Raw genomic sequence first — 16429 nt, 5'->3', positions numbered from 1 at the left:
GGCTATTCTTTCGCTCTAGAAACGTATTCCCCACTGCGGGTGTCGACTTTGATAAGCTCCCCGATTTGCACAAACAAAGGCACTCGAACCACAGCCCCTGTTTCTAAAGTTGCAGGTTTTCCACCGCCGCCAGAGGTATCCCCTTTTAGACCGGGATCGGTTTCGGTAATTTCTAAGATGACGAAATTAGGTGGCGCAACTTGGATTGGGCTGCCATTCCATAGGGTGACCACACAGATATCTTGTTCTTTAAGCCATTGGCTTGCATCCCCCACGCACTCGTTGGTGACTCCGTGCTGCTCAAACGTATCAGATACCATAAAATGCCATAACTCACCGTCGTTATATAAATATTGCATTTCGACATCGACTACATCAGCCCCTTCAACCGTTTCACCTGATTTGTAGGTACGCTCGACCACACGGTTGGTTTTTAAATTGCGAATTTTAACACGGGTAAAGGCTTGCCCCTTGCCGGGTTTGACAAATTCGCATTCGACAATGCTACAGGGAGCACCGTCAATCATAATTTTTAGACCGTTTTTGAATTCATTGGTGCTATAAGTTGCCATGATCTCTCCGAGTTTCGTAATATATTTCGATTTTTTTCAGGGTAAGGACAGGTTTTAATGAAGGCCTTATTGTGTTTTGGTTACTTTTTGGTTAAATTCGCCATCTTATCAAGTTAATGAGACGAAAGCGAGCGATGACAGTACGTTGGCAGCAAATTCTAGCGCAAGGGTTTGGGAATGCCAAGGCTTTGTTAACTTATTTGGGTTTACCAACTGAGTTGGCGGACGATGAGGCGGCTTATCAATTTCCCACACGTGTCCCGAAAGGATTCGCAGATAGAATGGTTTTTGGTGATGCCAATGACCCCTTGTTAAAACAAGTATTAGCCGTTGCCAATGAAAATGACAGCGTCATTGGTTATGAGGCTGACCCGCTGGCAGAAAAGGAACAAAATCCCCTCCCAGGCTTAATTCATAAGTATCACGGCCGGGTTTTGATAACCCTTGCAGGGGCATGCGCTATTAATTGCCGATATTGCTTTCGCAGACATTTTCCTTACCATCAAAACATCCTTAGTAAAGAAAAGTTAAAAAAGCTGTTAGACTATATTGCCCACGATCCCAGTATCCAGGAGGTTATTTTAAGTGGTGGCGACCCCTTATTGATTTCGGATGATAATTTATCCGCGTTATTTGGCCAACTTGAGGCAATTCCCCATGTGAGCACGATTCGGATACATTCTCGAATACCGATTGTATTACCCGAGCGTATGACAACCCAATTGTTAGACCGATTCCATCAAAGTCGCTGCCAGGTGGTTTTGGTGGTTCACTGTAATCACCCCAATGAGCTTATTCCCTCATTAAAGCCAGTATTTCAATTGCTACGGCAAAAGGGCGTGCATCTATTCAATCAAGCGGTTCTTTTGCATCAAATCAATGATAAGGTGGATACGTTAATTGCGCTTTGCCAACAGCTCTTTAGCTACGGAATCTTACCCTATTATCTGCATACTTTAGACAAAGTCGCTGGGGCTGCTCATTTTGATATCAAACGGGAAGAGGCGTTGGCTTTACATCAAGCGTTACAAGCGCATTTGCCCGGTTATTTAGTGCCTAAATTGGTGACAGAAAAAGCAGGTGTCCGCCATAAAATATGGTTAACCAGCCAGGCGAAATTGGCCGAGGTCGCCTACCCTGTCACTGACTAAATTTTGCAATCAATCGCTCTTGGGCGTTGTCCTTGCCTTTGCTTAAACGACGATAATTGCCATCTGGCAGCATTTCCCAGGTATTTTTTTCATCCATGCAATAGTTGACTAATATCTCTTCATCGATTCGTTGTTGAATTTGTGGATCAAAAATGGGGAATAATATTTCAATGCGATGATACAAATTGCGTTCCATCAAATCGGCGCTGGATAAGAAATAATAAGTCATGTCATGGATGCGAAAATAAAACACCCGATGATGTTCAAGAAAGCGCCCCGCATAGGAGATGACACGAATATTATCCGACACGCCAGGTATTCCCGGTTTTAAACAGCAAATTGAACGAACAATTAAGGTAATTTTTACCTTGGCTTTCGATGCCTGATATAACGCATCAATGGTGGGCTTGTCATTAATGCCATTCACTTTGATAATAATTTCGCATTTTTGGCCCTTTTTGGCAGCATTAATGCATCTCTTAATTTGAAAGAGCAATTGTTCTTGTAAGGTAAACGGTGAATTAAATAATTTTTTCAACTTGATGGTTTTGCCAAGGCCGGTTAATTGTTGGAAGATAAATTGCACATCGGTGGTGATGTCTTGATCGGACGTTAGTAAGCCTAAGTCCGTGTATTCGTGCGCAATTTTTTCGTGATAATTGCCCGTCCCTAAATGGACATAGCGTTTTACTTCGCCTTCATGTCTTCTCACCACCAAGGCCATTTTGGCATGACTTTTATGACCTAACACACCATATAACACCAACACACCCGCTTCATGTAGCCTTGATGCAAGTTTGAGGTTTGATTCTTCATTAAATCGCGCTCTTAGCTCAATGATCGCGGTGACTTCTTTTCCGGTTCTTGCGGCATGCACTAAGGCATCCACAATGGCGGAATTAGAATCCACGCGATACAGGGTTTGTTTGATAGCAAGAACCTCGGGATCTTTGGAGGCTTTTTGAATGAAGTCAACCACCAGATCAAAACTTTGATAAGGCAAGTGTATCAAGATGTCTTCGTCGTTTAAAATATCGAACATATTTTTGTGAAGGCTATGAAAAGGGGGGTATTTGGGGGTGAATTTGGGGTATTTGAGATCCTCGCGATGGATATGCTGCAAGGCTTGTGAAAAACGCTGTAAATTGACAGGACCATCGCAAAAATAGGTATCTTTTTTCGTGAGTTGATATTTTCGTTGTAAGAAATGCAAAATCTCTTCGGGGCAGTTTTTGTCTAATTCTAACCGCACCACATCCCCGTAATGACGAGAGTAAAGCTCTCTTTGCAAGGCAAGGGCCAGATCTTCAATCTCTTCTTCATGCAAATAAACATCGCTATTTCGCGTTAAGCGCACTTGATAACAGCCTGTAATCTTCATGCCGGGGAAAAGCGCATAGGCATAATATTCAAACAAGGAGGCAAGATACACAAATTCTGTTTTTCCATCGGCAGACAGATGGTGAGGCACGGGGATGACACGAGGTAAGGATCTCGGGGCATGCACCAAGGCATAATCAATTTGGCGGTTAAACGCATCGGTCCCTTTCAGGGTGATAAAAAAGTTGAGACTTTTATTAATCAAACGAGGAAATGGGTGGGCTAAATCGAGCGCGATGGGGCTGACCAGCGGCAATATATGCTGATAAAAATAGTCTTTAGACCACTTATGAATGGCTTTATTCCAATCTTTCGGCTCAATAATGGTGATCCCTTCGCTGGTAAGAGCAGGCAATATTTTATCATTATAGGTTGCATAAACTTGCTTAATCAGGTCATGCAGACGGATAGAGAGCTCATCGAAAATCTCGCCGGGTTTTAATCCGTCAATATCAACCTTATCAGGATTTTGCTTCATCAAACGCTTAAGCTCCGCAATTCGTACTTCGAAAAATTCGTCCAAATTGGAACTGCAGATGCATAAAAACCGCATTCTTTCTAAAAGAGGGACTTCCGCGTCGCAGGCCAACTCAAGAATGCGCTCGTTGAATTTTAATAGAGAAAACTCTCTGTTAATGTAGGGTATATCTTGGCTATGGTCACTTTTCATGATTCACTATCCCTAATAGTTCGCCTAAAAACGTGACATAGCTTTTCGCTTTTAGGGGCAAATTTAAATGGCTATTTAAATCATCGACCAATTCACCACAACGACTCTCAATACATAGGCTAGAAAACGTTTGCTCTTGAACACGTATTTTGGATAACTCAAGCAGACATTTTGGTTTTTGATGGATGATGAGTTGTAGCGCCATTTTATCAACGGCAATGGTTTCGTAGTTCCTTTTGGGTAATTCATCGCCTGTTAATGTTTCTTTTTTTTCAAATGCGATTCGGTCGTTGGTTTGGATAATCATTTCTTTAAAGACAAAAAGGTCTTTGCGTTGTTTAATATTCAAGGGATTGTTTCTATCCAGCCAATAAATATCATGATGGATTTTACAAGCGCCATTTCCCCAATTTAATTGGCTTTCATGGAAATTGAGTTGGATAACTTGCTCAATGGGCCAGAAATAACGAATTTCCCATTTATGGCTATCTTTTTGCCAGTCACCGCTAGGCGACCACTGTTCACCTGATAGATCAAATTGCCAAATAAACCGAGACATGATGGTAGTGTTTCCTTTTCCTCTATCCCTCAGGGTTGGGCCTTGACCCAACATCCTCTCCAGTATCTCACATAATTAAAATAAATCCACGTGACGATGCCAAATTCTGTGATTTGCAGTATGATGGGAAGATACCCAATGAATTAATATTGAATCGAACCATTTTTTGGGTATTTTTTCGACAATGGCTTGACATATTTTTCAACGTCAGCTGGTCTAGGGAATGTTCCTAACATTTAATAATAAAAATAGGGAATCATCATGGCTTTGTTATTGTTTGTAATCTACCTTGTCTTTTCGATGCTGGTGCTGAGCCGCAACTTGCAGGCGATCGTTTGGGAAGTTGGTTCAGGTATCTATTTGATTCTGGCAACGTTTGTCGTTGGCATATCTTGGCTGCCAGGTTTAGTGGTTTGGCTGGCGATTATTGCCATAGCGGTTGTTATTCGGGTTGACCCGGTGCGAGAGTATATTGCCGATATTGCCTACAAACGGGCAAAAAAATCCATACCTAAATTATCAAAGACTGAAGAAACGGCCTTAAATGCCGGTGATACTTGGCTTGAAAAAGATATTTTTATCGGCGAACCAGACTGGGATCGTTTGGCTTCTGTGAACACGGATTTAAGCAAAGAGGAAAAAGCGTTTATCGATAACGAAACCCAAGTGCTCTGTGGCATGATTGATGAATGGGCTATTTCTCAAGAAAAAGATATGCCGGAATCCGTTTGGCAATACATCAAAGAAAAAGGATTCTTAGGGTTAGTCATTGATAAAAAATATGGCGGCAAAGGGTTTTCAGCGCGCGCCCACTCCGATGTGGTCATGAAAATTGCAACCCGCAGCGCAACAGCTGCAGTCACTGTGATGGTTCCTAATTCATTGGGGCCTGGCGAATTATTGAGTTTTTATGGCACAGAAAAACAAAAATCGTATTATTTACCCCGCTTAGCCAAAGGCGAGGAAATTCCTTGTTTTGCCTTAACTGAACCGGGCGCTGGCAGCGATGCCACCTCGATTAAATCGGAAGCAGTAGTGGTTGAAAAGACGGTCGATGGTAAAAAGCTAATGGGGCTTGATTTAACCTTAAACAAGCGCTGGATAACACTCGCACCCGTGGCAACGTTGATTGGACTTGCCGTTAACTTGCGTGACCCCAAAGGGTTGTTAAAAGGCAAAGGCCAAGAAGGCATTACCTGCTTATTAATCGCGCGCGATACCAAAAATTTAGAGATAGGCAATCGGCATTTGCCAGGAAATCAACCCTTCATGAATGGCACCATTCGTGGGGAGAATATCTTTGTGCCGATTGATTCAATCATTGGTGGTCAAGAGCAAGCTGGGAATGGTTGGCAAATGCTGGTGGAATGTCTATCCATAGGCCGTTCTATTTCCTTACCTGCGCTGGCAACGGCTTCTTCCTCAGTGTCTTATATGACCACGGGCGCTTTTTCCCGCATCAGACGTCAATTCAATATTGAAATTGCTCAATTTGAAGGGATTGAAGAAAAACTGGCAGAAATTGCTGGATGGACCTATTTGGTCAATGCAACCCGATTATTAACGGTGGCGGCCGTTCAGGAGCACAAAAAACCATCGGTTGCTTCTGCTATCACCAAATACTTCAATACGGAGTTATATCGTAAAGTAGTCAATTCAGCCATGGACGTGCATGCAGGCCGTGCCGTGGTAGTGGGGCCACGTAATTATTTAGTGGATCATTACCAATCCATTCCCATTTCAATTACCGTTGAAGGGGCGAACATTATGACACGCAATCTCTTGATCTTTGGTCAAGGGTCTATGGCTTGTCACCCGTATGTTCGCGATGAATTTTATGCGGTGTCCCATGAGGACAAGTCGGCTTTCCAAAATTTAATTTGGCAGCATATTCAATATACCCTGAGCAACACGGCCAAAGCCTTCTTATCGACTTGGTCAAGTGGGCGGTTGATTGGCACACCGGGTGGGTCAATGAAGCGTTATTACCAACAAATTGCCAGACTAAGTCATGCCTTTGCATGGTTGGCTGATTTGTCGTTAATCGTTCTTGGCGGTAGCTTAAAGCGTAAAGAACGGTTATCCGCGCGCTTGGCAGACGCGATGTCTCATTTGTATATGGGGATGGCCGCTTTACGATTATATGAAGCAGAAGGTCAAAATCCAGACTTTCAGCTCCATGCGCAATGGGCGGTGCAATATTGTTTATACCAAGCACAAAAAGCCATGATTGAATTTTGCCAGAATTTCCCTAATCGCTTTTTAGGTATGGTGATGCGCCTATGGACATTCCCCTTTGGTCAGACATTGCGTTATCCCAAAGATAAAATCGACAGCCAATTAGCTCAAAAAATGGCAAACTACAATGACTTTCGCAGTTTCATCCAGCAGTTTGTGTATCTGAGTGGGGATAGCAAGCAACCCGTTGATCGCATGGAATATGCCTTAAAATTGCTGGTTGAGCATCAACCGCTTTATCAAAAAGTGGGGCTGAAAGGACTCAAATTTGCTGCACTGAAAGATAAATTACAGGAGTTGGTAAAAAATGGAAAACTTAGCCAAACGGAGATGGATGCGTTAGTAGAAGTCGAGCATGCGCGTTGGGATGCCATCCAAGTCGATGAATTCAAGTTTGACGATATGAAGAAAAAACGATTTGATTCCGTGGTGGATAAACTCCATAACCCACTCGATTAATCTCATCTTGTCTCCTATGCCAGCCTTTTCAATATATTTACGAAAGGCTGGCGTTCACCTCAAATCAGTCCTGTGATATCTGCTATAATGTTCAGTAAGAAGTCATTTTGAGTATATTGCTGATAAAATCAGCTTGCGCGGGGAGAAAAACGATGCCAGAGTTTGATGATATTGAGTCAGATGAAAATGATGAGTTAAAAGATACTGAAGGAGCCCAAGTTGGTGCTGACGAAGACGATCAGGCTTTTCTCGACGAGTTTGAAGGTATGATATCCGGCTTAGGCCCCAGTGACGACCCCAATCCCAATGCCCCAAAGAGTGATTCTATGCCCGAAATCGATCCAAGTTCGATGGATGGTCTCTTGGAAGAAGTTTATGCGCTTCCCACAGAAGCTGCTCAGCCACTTGATGCTGTTCAAGGCCAGGTGACCGATGATGAAGAAGACGTTGTGTCAGAGGGCGCTGATATGGCGAGTAATGCTTCCAGACAAACAGCAGATATGGCTGCCGATGGTATTGAACAAGCTGGACGAGCCACAGTCGCCCCTTTAACTGCCATGGATGATGGGCTAGATCAATCAGGAACTCAAGCCCTAGAAGAAGCCCAAGAAATGGGCCCTGATGCAAATCTTGATGCCTTTGATCAAGGTGTCAAATCCGGGAAAGAGCTCTATGGGAATCTAGCTAAAGATTTTTCTGGCATGGGAAGGGATGTTGAACAAACAGCCGGTCAAGTAACCGGGTTTACATCGGAAGCGGTGAGAGGGTTGGGTGATACCGCCGGCGATACTATTGAAAATGCTGGACAAACATTAAATAATGCAGCGGAAACAGGTAAAAAGGAAGAACAAAGCGTTGAAAGCAGTTTACCAACACCGACATCAATAACACCTAAACCGGGATAGCGAGACAACATTTTTCATGTGGTTCATTCATTGGATTGAAAATTTATGATAGCTTCGCTATAACTGTATAAAACAATGCGATATTGAAAGATTATGAAAGGAAAATATAAAACAACCACGGTTGGCATGGATAACGTCCAATTAATGCCAGATAAAGACGCGCTGTTGAAAATGTTAGACACCATTTCAACGCCGGAGGCCGCTTATTTTGCCCAAGTCCGTGTGGCTAAGCGTTTGGGAAATCTTGAGGCTGCCTTGCCAGTTATCAAAAAGTTCGTTGATTTTGCATCGAGTGTGTCAGAAGTTTCAAGACGGCAAACTTCTGGTCGAGAATGGAATGGCGGAAGTGAACCGCTAACAGATTTCAAAAGTCTACAAGAATTTTTAGCCGATAAATCCTTAGACAATATTAAAGCATTGTTCAAACAGGCGGGATTGCTTGATGAGAATGGCGAATTAAAAGGCGAGTTGGAGTTAGACTTTGCTGTGAATGAGAAATCCCAATTTGTTCGTGGCTATAAACTAAATGGCAAACCGTTGGACAATAAAACGCTGGTCGAGGAGCTGGATAACGTGTTTAAAGCGCGGCTTGCTGAAAAAGGCATATTTTATAAAAACGGCCAGCTTTATGAAGTGGATGACAAAGGGAAAATTAAACAAAATGACAAAGGCGAAGAGATGTTGATGAATAGGGAGGAGATTTTTAAACGAGTGCAAGATGTGAAAGACGGGTTTGGCGCGTTTATGAAATCGAAAGGACTACAAACCAATGTCGTTAGACGTGCTTTCCCATCCGGTCCTCCCGTTAGTGAAGCAGATAGGAAACAAATGGTTGAAGATTCGCTTAAAAAAGGTATTAAAACGGAAGGGATGGCGGATGAAGAAGGTGTGGATGTTCATCCCGACGAAACCCCATCTGGGCCAGCTTCGACCAGTGGTGGCTAACAACGATCGTTAGATTTTAACATCATCGTTTGCGCAGCTTTCAGTCCTTGTAGGCAACCAATATCCATCCATTTCCCCTTATGCAGTTGTGCTGTCAAACAGTGATTGTCAGCCAATTGTCGTAAAATAGGAGTGACTGAATAGCGTCCTATCGGGTGCTGATAAAACATGGCTGGGTGATAACAAGCAATTCCAGCATAGGTATAACGTTTGGGATTATTCGAAGCTAAACCCGAGGGCGAAAGATCAAAGTCCCCTTTTCCCGGCATCTGGTTTTTTTCCACCAGAACAATATGGGCTTTTTCAGGGGAAATGCTTGGCAAACAAGCATAATCAAAATCGGTGACAATATCGGCATTGACAGCCACAAACGGTTCATCTCCCAACAAGGGAAGTGCATTTCGTATGCCACCACCGGTTTCTAATCCTCCAACCGGTTCAGGCGATAACAAGACCTCCATCCCTTGGCTATGAAAATTTTTCACATAGTCACGAATTAAACTGCCTAAATAGGCATGGTTAACCACGATTTTGTGAAAACCGCTGTCTGCTAAATGTTTCAGATGGATGCCTAATAATGGCAGACTATGGATGTCTGTAAGGCATTTGGGCTTTTCCCAGGTCAAAGGTCGTAAGCGCTCACCTCGGCCTGCTGCTAAGATCATCGCCGTTTTCATGGTAATTTCACTCGCTCACTGAAAAACTGTTGCAAAGCAGGGTATTTCCCTGTTTCGGATAACGCATGGGTTATATAGTTCATAATCCTCGGCATGTCGGCTAAATAGCGATCTTTTCCATCACGTAGATAGAGTCGTGAAAAGGTGCCAAGCACGCGCAAATGGCGTTGCAAGCCACACAAATGATAGTCTAACATAAATTGGTCGAAACTTATGTTTTCGTGAAAAGCACTCTGTTTAAAATAATAGTGACACCATTGTTGTTGCTGATCAGAAGGCCAATCGATGTAACAATCTTTGAGAAGTGAAACGACATCATAGGTATAAGGACCAATAACTGCGTCTTGGAAATCGATGATGCTGAGTTTAATGGGATGGTTACTAATGGCCATAATATTGCGGGAATGGTAATCCCGATGAACAAAACAAGATGCTTGATTTGCGACCTCTTGGGCAAGGTTGGTGAAAATCTCTGTTAATTGAGTGATTTCTTGTTGGTGAAGATCTAATGCTAGGTATTTAAGACAGAACCAATCAATAAAAAGGTGCAGTTCGGTTAAAAGGCGATTGCTATCATAATGACTTAAACTCGATTGCTCAGTGGGAATGGACTGCATGGTTACCAGCAAATCGAGAGCGTGTTGATATAATTCGTTTGCAGAGTCTTTTGTTAGCAAGTCTAAAAACAAGGCATCGCCTAAATCTTCCATCAAGATAAACCCCATTTCATTGGTTGCTGCCTCAATGCGAGGCACATGGAGTCCATGCGAATTTAACAAGTGATCGATGGCTAAAAAGGCGGTGATTGGTTCGCGCTCTGGTGGGGCATCCATGACGACCCAGGATTTTCCTTGATGATTAATGCGATAGTAGCGGCGAAAACTTGCATCGCCGGCGAGCAGCGACAGGGTGAATTGCTGCGTAGGCAGTCGCTCAGACAACCAAGATTGTAGTGCGCTTTCTCGTGTAGACATGGTATACTTCTTCTCATTTTATGTGTTATCGATGTTCTATGTCATCTTATCTCAAGGACCTATGCCAACGATAGGGTTGGCAGGTATAGAACATCTGATCGGTTAATTATACCCAGTTAACGCCAATACGGTGGTATTGAGAGGTTTTGGGTATATCAGGTAGGATTACCCTGATTGTGTTCGATCATAAGGCATTTTGACGTTGGTGAAAATCGTAAAATTAAGAAAAATAAAAACAGATAAGGATTATTGGCGTCGATTCACGTTGATGCTATTTGCTATCGTTACCCTACTAGCTGGCATCCTGGCAAAAAGCGGGTTTGCTGGTATGGCTGGGGGGGCACCTGTTTCTGTGGTTGCGAATGAAACGATCAAGGCTTGCGTGTGGTTATCGAATCCTGCGTTAACCACTAGCGAAAGGCAACAAATTGCGCGCTGTTTGCACTGGCAAACAGAACCCTATGGCATTTGCCCAGGTCGCTACACGCCCTTACCGATTGTTAATCTTCCCCCGGGCAAAATTGAGATTCAAGCCAATCACGTTTCGTTTGCCAGTGCCGGTGAATCAAAGCTTCAAGGTGATGTGCAAGTTGAGCAGTCAGACAGAGTTGTCACAGCTGATACGGCTTATATCTACCGAAATAAGCGCACTAATCAGGTGGATAAAATCATCTTGCTGAATCATGTGACTTATCGAGAGCCAGACCGACTGATGCTGGCAAATCGAGCGACCATTTTTGTATCCTCACGTTCAGGAATCGTTGAACAAGTCCTATATCGGTTTAATTTAAACCGCATTGCCGCAGTTTTGCCCGCATGGGGTCGTGCCAAAAAAGTCATACGCAAAGGCAATAAGGACCTGATTCTTCATGACGCAACCTATACGACTTGTGCTCCAACTGACAATGCTTGGGAAATTCAAGCAAACAAAATCAGTTTGGATAATACCAAACATAAAGGTGTCGCTCGCCAAGCTCGATTACGGGTTAAGGATAAAACGGTCGCCTACTTTCCTTATTTAAGTTTTCCCACCAGTAATGATCGGCAATCCGGGTTTTTAATTCCCATCAAAGGATACACCAATTTGGGTGGATATGATTTGGCCATCCCTTATTACTGGAACATTGCGCCCAATTATGATGCAACCATTGTCCCTCATATTTACACGTTGCGTGGTTTGATGATTGGTGGCGAGTTCCGCTATTTAAATGACTATTCAAGAAGCTATATTACAGGGAATATCCTGCCAAATGACCGCGCCTTTAAAAAATTTAAAAATGACAATATCAATACCTACCAAGGTTTAAGGTTTGATAGTGATACGCGATGGAATGGCACGGTACGTAACAACACGCTGATTACTCCCAATCTAAGATTTCATTTAGATGTCAATCAGGTTTCCGACGATTATTATCTAGAGGATTTTAACTCCAACTTATCCATGGCCACTGCCAGGCAATTGTTGCGTCAAGCCGATTTAACCTATAACACAGAGCATTGGTTATGGCGTACGGCCATTCAATCCTACCAGACCCTAAATCCCTTTAACCAAACGCCAATCAATTTAATATATCAAAGACTACCCCAGCTTCTTGGACAAGGCCATTATGGGGATTTACCGCTTGATAGTATGTTGGATGTGAATGCCCAGTTTGACTATTTTGTATGGCCAGACCGTTCTCGCAAAACCGTGGAAGGTGGTCGAACCTATTTCAATCCAGTCTGGACCGTTCCATTCAATCAGACTTGGGGCTATATCAGACCAACATTTGATGCCGTGCAGCGAAATTATCAGCTCGCGAATAGCCCGATGCCCATTGATAACAAAATTAGTAGCACCATTGGTCGAGCAGGCGTGGATGGTGGACTGTTTTTTGATCGATACTACGATGCCTATGGGCAAAGCTGGATGCAAACCATTGAGCCGAGGTTATATTATCTCTATGTACCGGCACAAGATCAGTCAGCCATTCCCGTGTTTGATTCCGGAAATATGATTTTCACCTATAATCAATTGTTTCGGATTAACCGTTTTTCAGGCAACGATCGCATAGGTGATGCCAATCAATTATCCTATGCCCTGTCAACCCGCTTTATTAACCAAGGGACAGGAACCGAAGTTGCCCAATTATCGGCAGGACAAATACGCTATTTTCGCAATCGAACGGTGCCACTATGCTATCCCGGGGATATTGATTGCATCAATAACCAACAAGCACTTGGATTTCTTGATCCAACCAGCCGCAATTCGCCAGCTGTTGTGCGCGGCGTTGTTCGGTTAATGTCGCGATTGTCGATGACCGGTGATTATGCCTGGGATCCAGCAACGCGCTCTACCGACAATACCCACATCAATATGCATTATGAGATGGGTGTCAATCAGTTATTTAATATAGGTTATACTTATTTAGTTAACGGTGATACAACTCAGATTGCTAATGGTCTGCCACAAAATAATGCCTTAAATCAGATATCAACTTCATTTGCTTGGCCTCTCACTGATTACTGGAGCGTGTTGGGTGCTTATAGTTTTAACTTAAGTAAACACTATGAAATGATGTCATTAGCAGGCGTGCAATATGACTCTTGTTGTTGGGCATTTCGCGTGACAGCGGGTCGCAATTTCTATAGTTTAAATCAACAACTACGTCCCCAATATAATAATAACGTGTATTTCCAGATTTTATTTAAGGGGCTGGGTTCATTAGCGACATCCGATCCAACAGGTGCCATCCAGACGTATGTGCTAGGGTATCAGGATCTATTTAGGTCGGCGCAATTGCGCTGATGGTGAATGATATTATTTTTTGCAAATTGTCTTTTAAGCGATCGTTAGGCTTGCATATAATGAAACCTTTGACGTACCATTACGCATAATCACAGGTATATAGCCAAGTTTAAACCACCTAGCGTGACTTGGATTCCATTTGAGGGTAATAGTTATGTGGTATTTTATAAAACGAATAAGCTTGATAGGGTCTTTATTATTGGTTGTCACATCCTTGTCAGCGAATACGCTGGATAAGATGGTTGCGGTTGTCAATGATGGCGTTATTACCCAAAGCCAATTAGAGGATAGGGTCGCTGAAATTGAGCAGCAATTGCGAATACAAGGCCAAGAAATTCCACAGCGGTCGATTTTAGAAAAGCAAGTTTTACAGCAACTGATTCTTACCAATTTGCAATTGCAACTGGCGAAAATGAACAATATTGAAGTCGATAGCACAGAGGTCAATCAAGCGATAACGCAAATCGCTAAAAAAAATAATTCAACACTCTCCCAGTTTCGCCAAATGATGGAACAAAAAGGAATCGATTGGAAAGCGTATCGCAATAGCATCAAAACGGAGTTAACGTTAATGCGTTTGCAACAAAAGGCTGTTGCCAAAGATGTGGCTATTTCCGAAGAGCAAGTCAATGACTATTTGAAAACCTCCAAATCGGCAGACATGAGCAATCAGGCCTACCATTTAAAAAATTTGGTCATTCCTTTAGATGATGAGCCTAGTAGTGAACAATTAGCGAAAGCCGAAAAATTAGCGCAAAATATCCAACAAGCTTTGTTAAAAGATCCTGATTTCTCAAAGATTGTTGCTAATCAAAAAGCGGATGACTTTTTGTTAGAACAAAATGATTTAGGGACACGGCATTTGCCTGAAATACCCGAACTTTATGCAAAATATGTCGCAAAGATGAGAGTCGGCCAGATACTTGGACCTATTCGAGCGGGTAATGGACTCCAGTTTATCAAACTTTTATCAATAAAAGGGAATGACCCACATCACAACGTATTAAAAACGCATGTTCGTCATATTTTGATTAAAAAAACGCCTGATATCACAGAAACTGAGGCTGAAAATAAAGCAATAAGCCTTTATCAACGATTAAAATCAGGCCAAGATTTTGCAAGATTGGCAAAAGCCTACTCGGCGGATACTGTGTCGGGTGGTAAAGGGGGCGATTTAGGATGGATATCACCTGGAGAAACCGTACCACCCTTTGAAGAAGCCATGAATAAACTTAATCTTAACGAGGTAGGTAAGCCCGTAAAAACAGGGTTTGGCTGGCACATTATCCAAGTACTGGAACGTAAAAATGTCGATGATACGGAGACTTGGCGCAAACAGCAGGTGCGTCAGTTCTTGCATCAGCGCAAAATGATGGACGCTGTTCAGAATTGGCAACAAAATTTAAAATCCCAAGCGTATGTGAAAATCTTGGACAAGTCTTTAGCATGAACCCAATCGTAGTCACCTCCGGTGAACCATCCGGGATTGGCCCCGATATCTGCTTGTCCCTCATGTCAGCCAATCTACCGGTTGTGGTGTTGGCTGATATGGATTTGTTAAATGCACGAAAGCAACAGTTAAATATTAACGTCGATTTGATGCCTTATCAGGGTGAATCCATCGACGAAATGGATCCCAAGAAATTATATGTCTACCATCAAGCCGTTTCTGCAAAAGTCACCCCAGGCGTCTTAGAGCCAGCCAACAGTGGCTATGTATTGCGGTTGATTGAAACAGCGGCTGCATTATGTATGCAAGATCAAATGAGCGCAATGGTCACAGCGCCAGTTCATAAAGCAATAATCAATGAGGCGGGGATAGATTTTACAGGACACACGGAATATTTGGCCAATTTATGTTCCACAGAACAGGTCGTTATGATGTTAGCATGTGAGACAATGCGTGTTGCTTTAGTGACCACTCACCTCCCCTTAGCGAAAGTAGCAAAAGCGATTACGCCATCGCTGTTAACGAATGTGATTGAAATTATTGATAAAGCCATGCGTGAATTATTTAGTATTGAAAAGCCAATGATCGTTTTATCCGGTTTGAATCCCCATGCGGGTGAAAATGGCTACTTGGGGCGAGAAGAAATTGATGTGATTGAGCCAGTCATTCAACAATTATCCGCAAAAGGCCTGCATTTGTCAGGTCCTATTCCAGCGGATACTTTATTTTGCACGCCTGAATATGCCAACGCAGATGTCTACTTAACCATGTACCATGATCAAGGCCTTCCTGTAATCAAATATGCTGGGTTCCATCACACAGCCAATGTGACACTTGGCCTGCCAATCATTCGTACTTCGGTGGATCATGGGACTGCCCTTCCCTTGGCTGGCACAGGAAAAGCTAGCCCCGATAGCTTAATTTATGCAACCCAATATGCTTGGAAGCTTGTTCAAGCTCGTCGAAAGGAGGTATGACATGAAACTTAGTCTAATCGCTGCGGTGGATCGGAACATGGGCATTGGAAAAGGCAATCAACTTTTATGTCACCTACCCAATGATTTAAAACGATTTAAACAAATGACAATGGGGAAACCGATCGTCATGGGGAGAAAGACATTTCAATCAATCGGAAAACCTTTGCCTGGAAGAAGAAATATCGTTATATCCCGGACAGAATCAGCCTTAAATGGTGTGGATGTCTATGTGAGTATTGACGAGGCATTGTCAAGTTGTGAAACAGATGAGGAAGTGATGATCATTGGAGGTGCCACATTGTATCAACAACTCATAGCCCAAGCAGATAGGCTCTATCTTACCCATATCCATGCGTCCTTCGATGCAGACACGTTTTTCCCAGCCATTGATCCCAATCAATGGCAAGTTGTCAGTTGCCAATATATTCCTAATGATGAACAAAATCCCTACCCGTTTGAATTAAAAACCTATCAAAAAAAATAGTCAATGTTCAGTGGGATTAAACAACGAAGGCGATAAATTCCTCATTTATTGTCTATCAATGATTAAAGTGGATTTCATAAAAATAGTTGAAAAAATCATTTGACAAAGGGTAAAAAATCCGTAGAATGCACCCTACGCCGATTGGGCGAGTTCCTTAAGAAAATAAAGACAAACTGTGTGGGCACTTTTAAAGTGCGACG

13 protein-coding genes are annotated in these 16429 nt (G+C 42.8%); 8 read left to right on the top strand and 5 right to left on the bottom strand.

Annotated features, from left to right (window positions below):
• Positions 1 to 2: 2 nt before the first annotated feature.
• Entirely contained in the window at positions 3 to 572 is a 570-nt protein-coding gene (gene efp, locus AB3348_RS10005; RefSeq protein ID WP_367607473.1) for an elongation factor P, read from the bottom strand.
• A 116-nt stretch (positions 573 to 688) separates the two neighbouring features.
• Between efp and epmB the strand changes: the two genes are divergently transcribed.
• Complete coding sequence (epmB, locus tag AB3348_RS10000) at positions 689 to 1723, top strand: EF-P beta-lysylation protein EpmB (RefSeq protein WP_367607472.1); 1035 nt, start codon at positions 689 to 691, stop codon at positions 1721 to 1723.
• Here the strand turns inward: epmB and ppk1 are convergent.
• Both ppk1 and AB3348_RS09990 read right to left on the bottom strand, forming a co-directional pair.
• Entirely contained in the window at positions 1713 to 3773 is a 2061-nt protein-coding gene (ppk1, locus tag AB3348_RS09995; RefSeq protein WP_367607471.1) for a polyphosphate kinase 1, read from the bottom strand. The genes epmB and ppk1 overlap by 11 nt on opposite strands.
• On the bottom strand, positions 3763 to 4332 hold the full coding sequence (locus AB3348_RS09990) for a hypothetical protein (RefSeq protein WP_367607470.1): 570 nt from the start codon (positions 4330 to 4332) through the stop codon (positions 3763 to 3765). The genes ppk1 and AB3348_RS09990 overlap by 11 nt, the downstream gene beginning before the upstream one ends.
• Before the next feature lie 261 nt (positions 4333 to 4593).
• Between AB3348_RS09990 and AB3348_RS09985 the strand changes: the two genes are divergently transcribed.
• The 3 genes from AB3348_RS09985 to AB3348_RS09975 all read left to right on the top strand — a co-directional run bounded on the left by AB3348_RS09985 (position 4594) and on the right by AB3348_RS09975 (position 8879).
• Positions 4594 to 7029 (top strand): acyl-CoA dehydrogenase, encoded by a 2436-nt coding sequence (locus AB3348_RS09985; RefSeq protein WP_367607469.1) that lies wholly within the window; start codon positions 4594 to 4596, stop codon positions 7027 to 7029.
• 152 nt (positions 7030 to 7181) lie between these two features.
• Positions 7182 to 7934 carry a hypothetical protein gene (locus AB3348_RS09980; RefSeq protein ID WP_367607468.1) on the top strand — a complete coding sequence of 251 codons (753 nt, stop codon included), beginning with the start codon at positions 7182 to 7184 and terminating at the stop codon, positions 7932 to 7934.
• Positions 7935 to 8027: 93 nt separating this feature from the next.
• Entirely contained in the window at positions 8028 to 8879 is an 852-nt protein-coding gene (locus AB3348_RS09975; RefSeq protein WP_367607467.1) for a hypothetical protein, read from the top strand.
• On the opposite strand, the gene AB3348_RS09970 is transcribed toward AB3348_RS09975, so the two are convergent.
• Positions 8876 to 9556 (bottom strand): nucleotidyltransferase family protein, encoded by a 681-nt coding sequence (locus AB3348_RS09970; RefSeq protein ID WP_367607466.1) that lies wholly within the window; start codon positions 9554 to 9556, stop codon positions 8876 to 8878. The two genes, AB3348_RS09975 and AB3348_RS09970, sit on opposite strands and share 4 nt — an antisense overlap.
• Positions 9553 to 10530, bottom strand: coding sequence for an aminoglycoside phosphotransferase family protein (locus AB3348_RS09965; protein ID WP_367607465.1), 978 nt, complete (start codon positions 10528 to 10530; stop codon positions 9553 to 9555). The genes AB3348_RS09970 and AB3348_RS09965 overlap by 4 nt, the downstream gene beginning before the upstream one ends.
• Before the next feature lie 205 nt (positions 10531 to 10735).
• Between AB3348_RS09965 and AB3348_RS09960 the strand changes: the two genes are divergently transcribed.
• The 4 genes from AB3348_RS09960 to AB3348_RS09945 all read left to right on the top strand — a co-directional run bounded on the left by AB3348_RS09960 (position 10736) and on the right by AB3348_RS09945 (position 16229).
• The gene (locus AB3348_RS09960) at positions 10736 to 13318 is read left to right on the top strand and encodes an LPS-assembly protein LptD (RefSeq protein ID WP_367607464.1); all 2583 of its coding nucleotides are present in this window, start codon (positions 10736 to 10738) and stop codon (positions 13316 to 13318) included.
• 154 nt (positions 13319 to 13472) lie between these two features.
• Positions 13473 to 14768 (top strand): peptidylprolyl isomerase, encoded by a 1296-nt coding sequence (locus AB3348_RS09955; RefSeq protein WP_367607463.1) that lies wholly within the window; start codon positions 13473 to 13475, stop codon positions 14766 to 14768.
• Positions 14765 to 15745 carry a 4-hydroxythreonine-4-phosphate dehydrogenase PdxA gene (gene pdxA / locus AB3348_RS09950; RefSeq protein WP_367607462.1) on the top strand — a complete coding sequence of 327 codons (981 nt, stop codon included), beginning with the start codon at positions 14765 to 14767 and terminating at the stop codon, positions 15743 to 15745. Before AB3348_RS09955 ends, pdxA begins: the two co-directional genes overlap by 4 nt.
• Position 15746: 1 nt before the next feature.
• Entirely contained in the window at positions 15747 to 16229 is a 483-nt protein-coding gene (locus AB3348_RS09945; RefSeq protein ID WP_367607461.1) for a dihydrofolate reductase, read from the top strand.
• Positions 16230 to 16429: the final 200 nt, after the last annotated feature.

This window comes from Legionella sp. W05-934-2, assembly GCF_964199965.1.
In the GTDB taxonomy this organism is placed as follows: domain Bacteria; phylum Pseudomonadota; class Gammaproteobacteria; order Legionellales; family Legionellaceae; genus JAFIFT01.
Note: the sequence above shows the minus strand (reverse complement) of the source record. Positions and strands in the feature narration are given on the sequence as shown.

Coding starts and splice junctions, on each gene's coding strand:
- efp (WP_367607473.1), bottom strand. CDS start 572: ATGGCAACTTATAGCACCAATGAATTCAAAAACGGTCTAAAAATTATG.
- epmB (WP_367607472.1), top strand. CDS start 689: ATGAGACGAAAGCGAGCGATGACAGTACGTTGGCAGCAAATTCTAGCG.
- ppk1 (WP_367607471.1), bottom strand. CDS start 3,773: ATGAAAAGTGACCATAGCCAAGATATACCCTACATTAACAGAGAGTTT.
- AB3348_RS09990 (WP_367607470.1), bottom strand. CDS start 4,332: ATGTCTCGGTTTATTTGGCAATTTGATCTATCAGGTGAACAGTGGTCG.
- AB3348_RS09985 (WP_367607469.1), top strand. CDS start 4,594: ATGGCTTTGTTATTGTTTGTAATCTACCTTGTCTTTTCGATGCTGGTG.
- AB3348_RS09980 (WP_367607468.1), top strand. CDS start 7,182: ATGCCAGAGTTTGATGATATTGAGTCAGATGAAAATGATGAGTTAAAA.
- AB3348_RS09975 (WP_367607467.1), top strand. CDS start 8,028: ATGAAAGGAAAATATAAAACAACCACGGTTGGCATGGATAACGTCCAA.
- AB3348_RS09970 (WP_367607466.1), bottom strand. CDS start 9,556: ATGAAAACGGCGATGATCTTAGCAGCAGGCCGAGGTGAGCGCTTACGA.
- AB3348_RS09965 (WP_367607465.1), bottom strand. CDS start 10,530: ATGTCTACACGAGAAAGCGCACTACAATCTTGGTTGTCTGAGCGACTG.
- AB3348_RS09955 (WP_367607463.1), top strand. CDS start 13,473: ATGTGGTATTTTATAAAACGAATAAGCTTGATAGGGTCTTTATTATTG.
- pdxA (WP_367607462.1), top strand. CDS start 14,765: ATGAACCCAATCGTAGTCACCTCCGGTGAACCATCCGGGATTGGCCCC.
- AB3348_RS09945 (WP_367607461.1), top strand. CDS start 15,747: ATGAAACTTAGTCTAATCGCTGCGGTGGATCGGAACATGGGCATTGGA.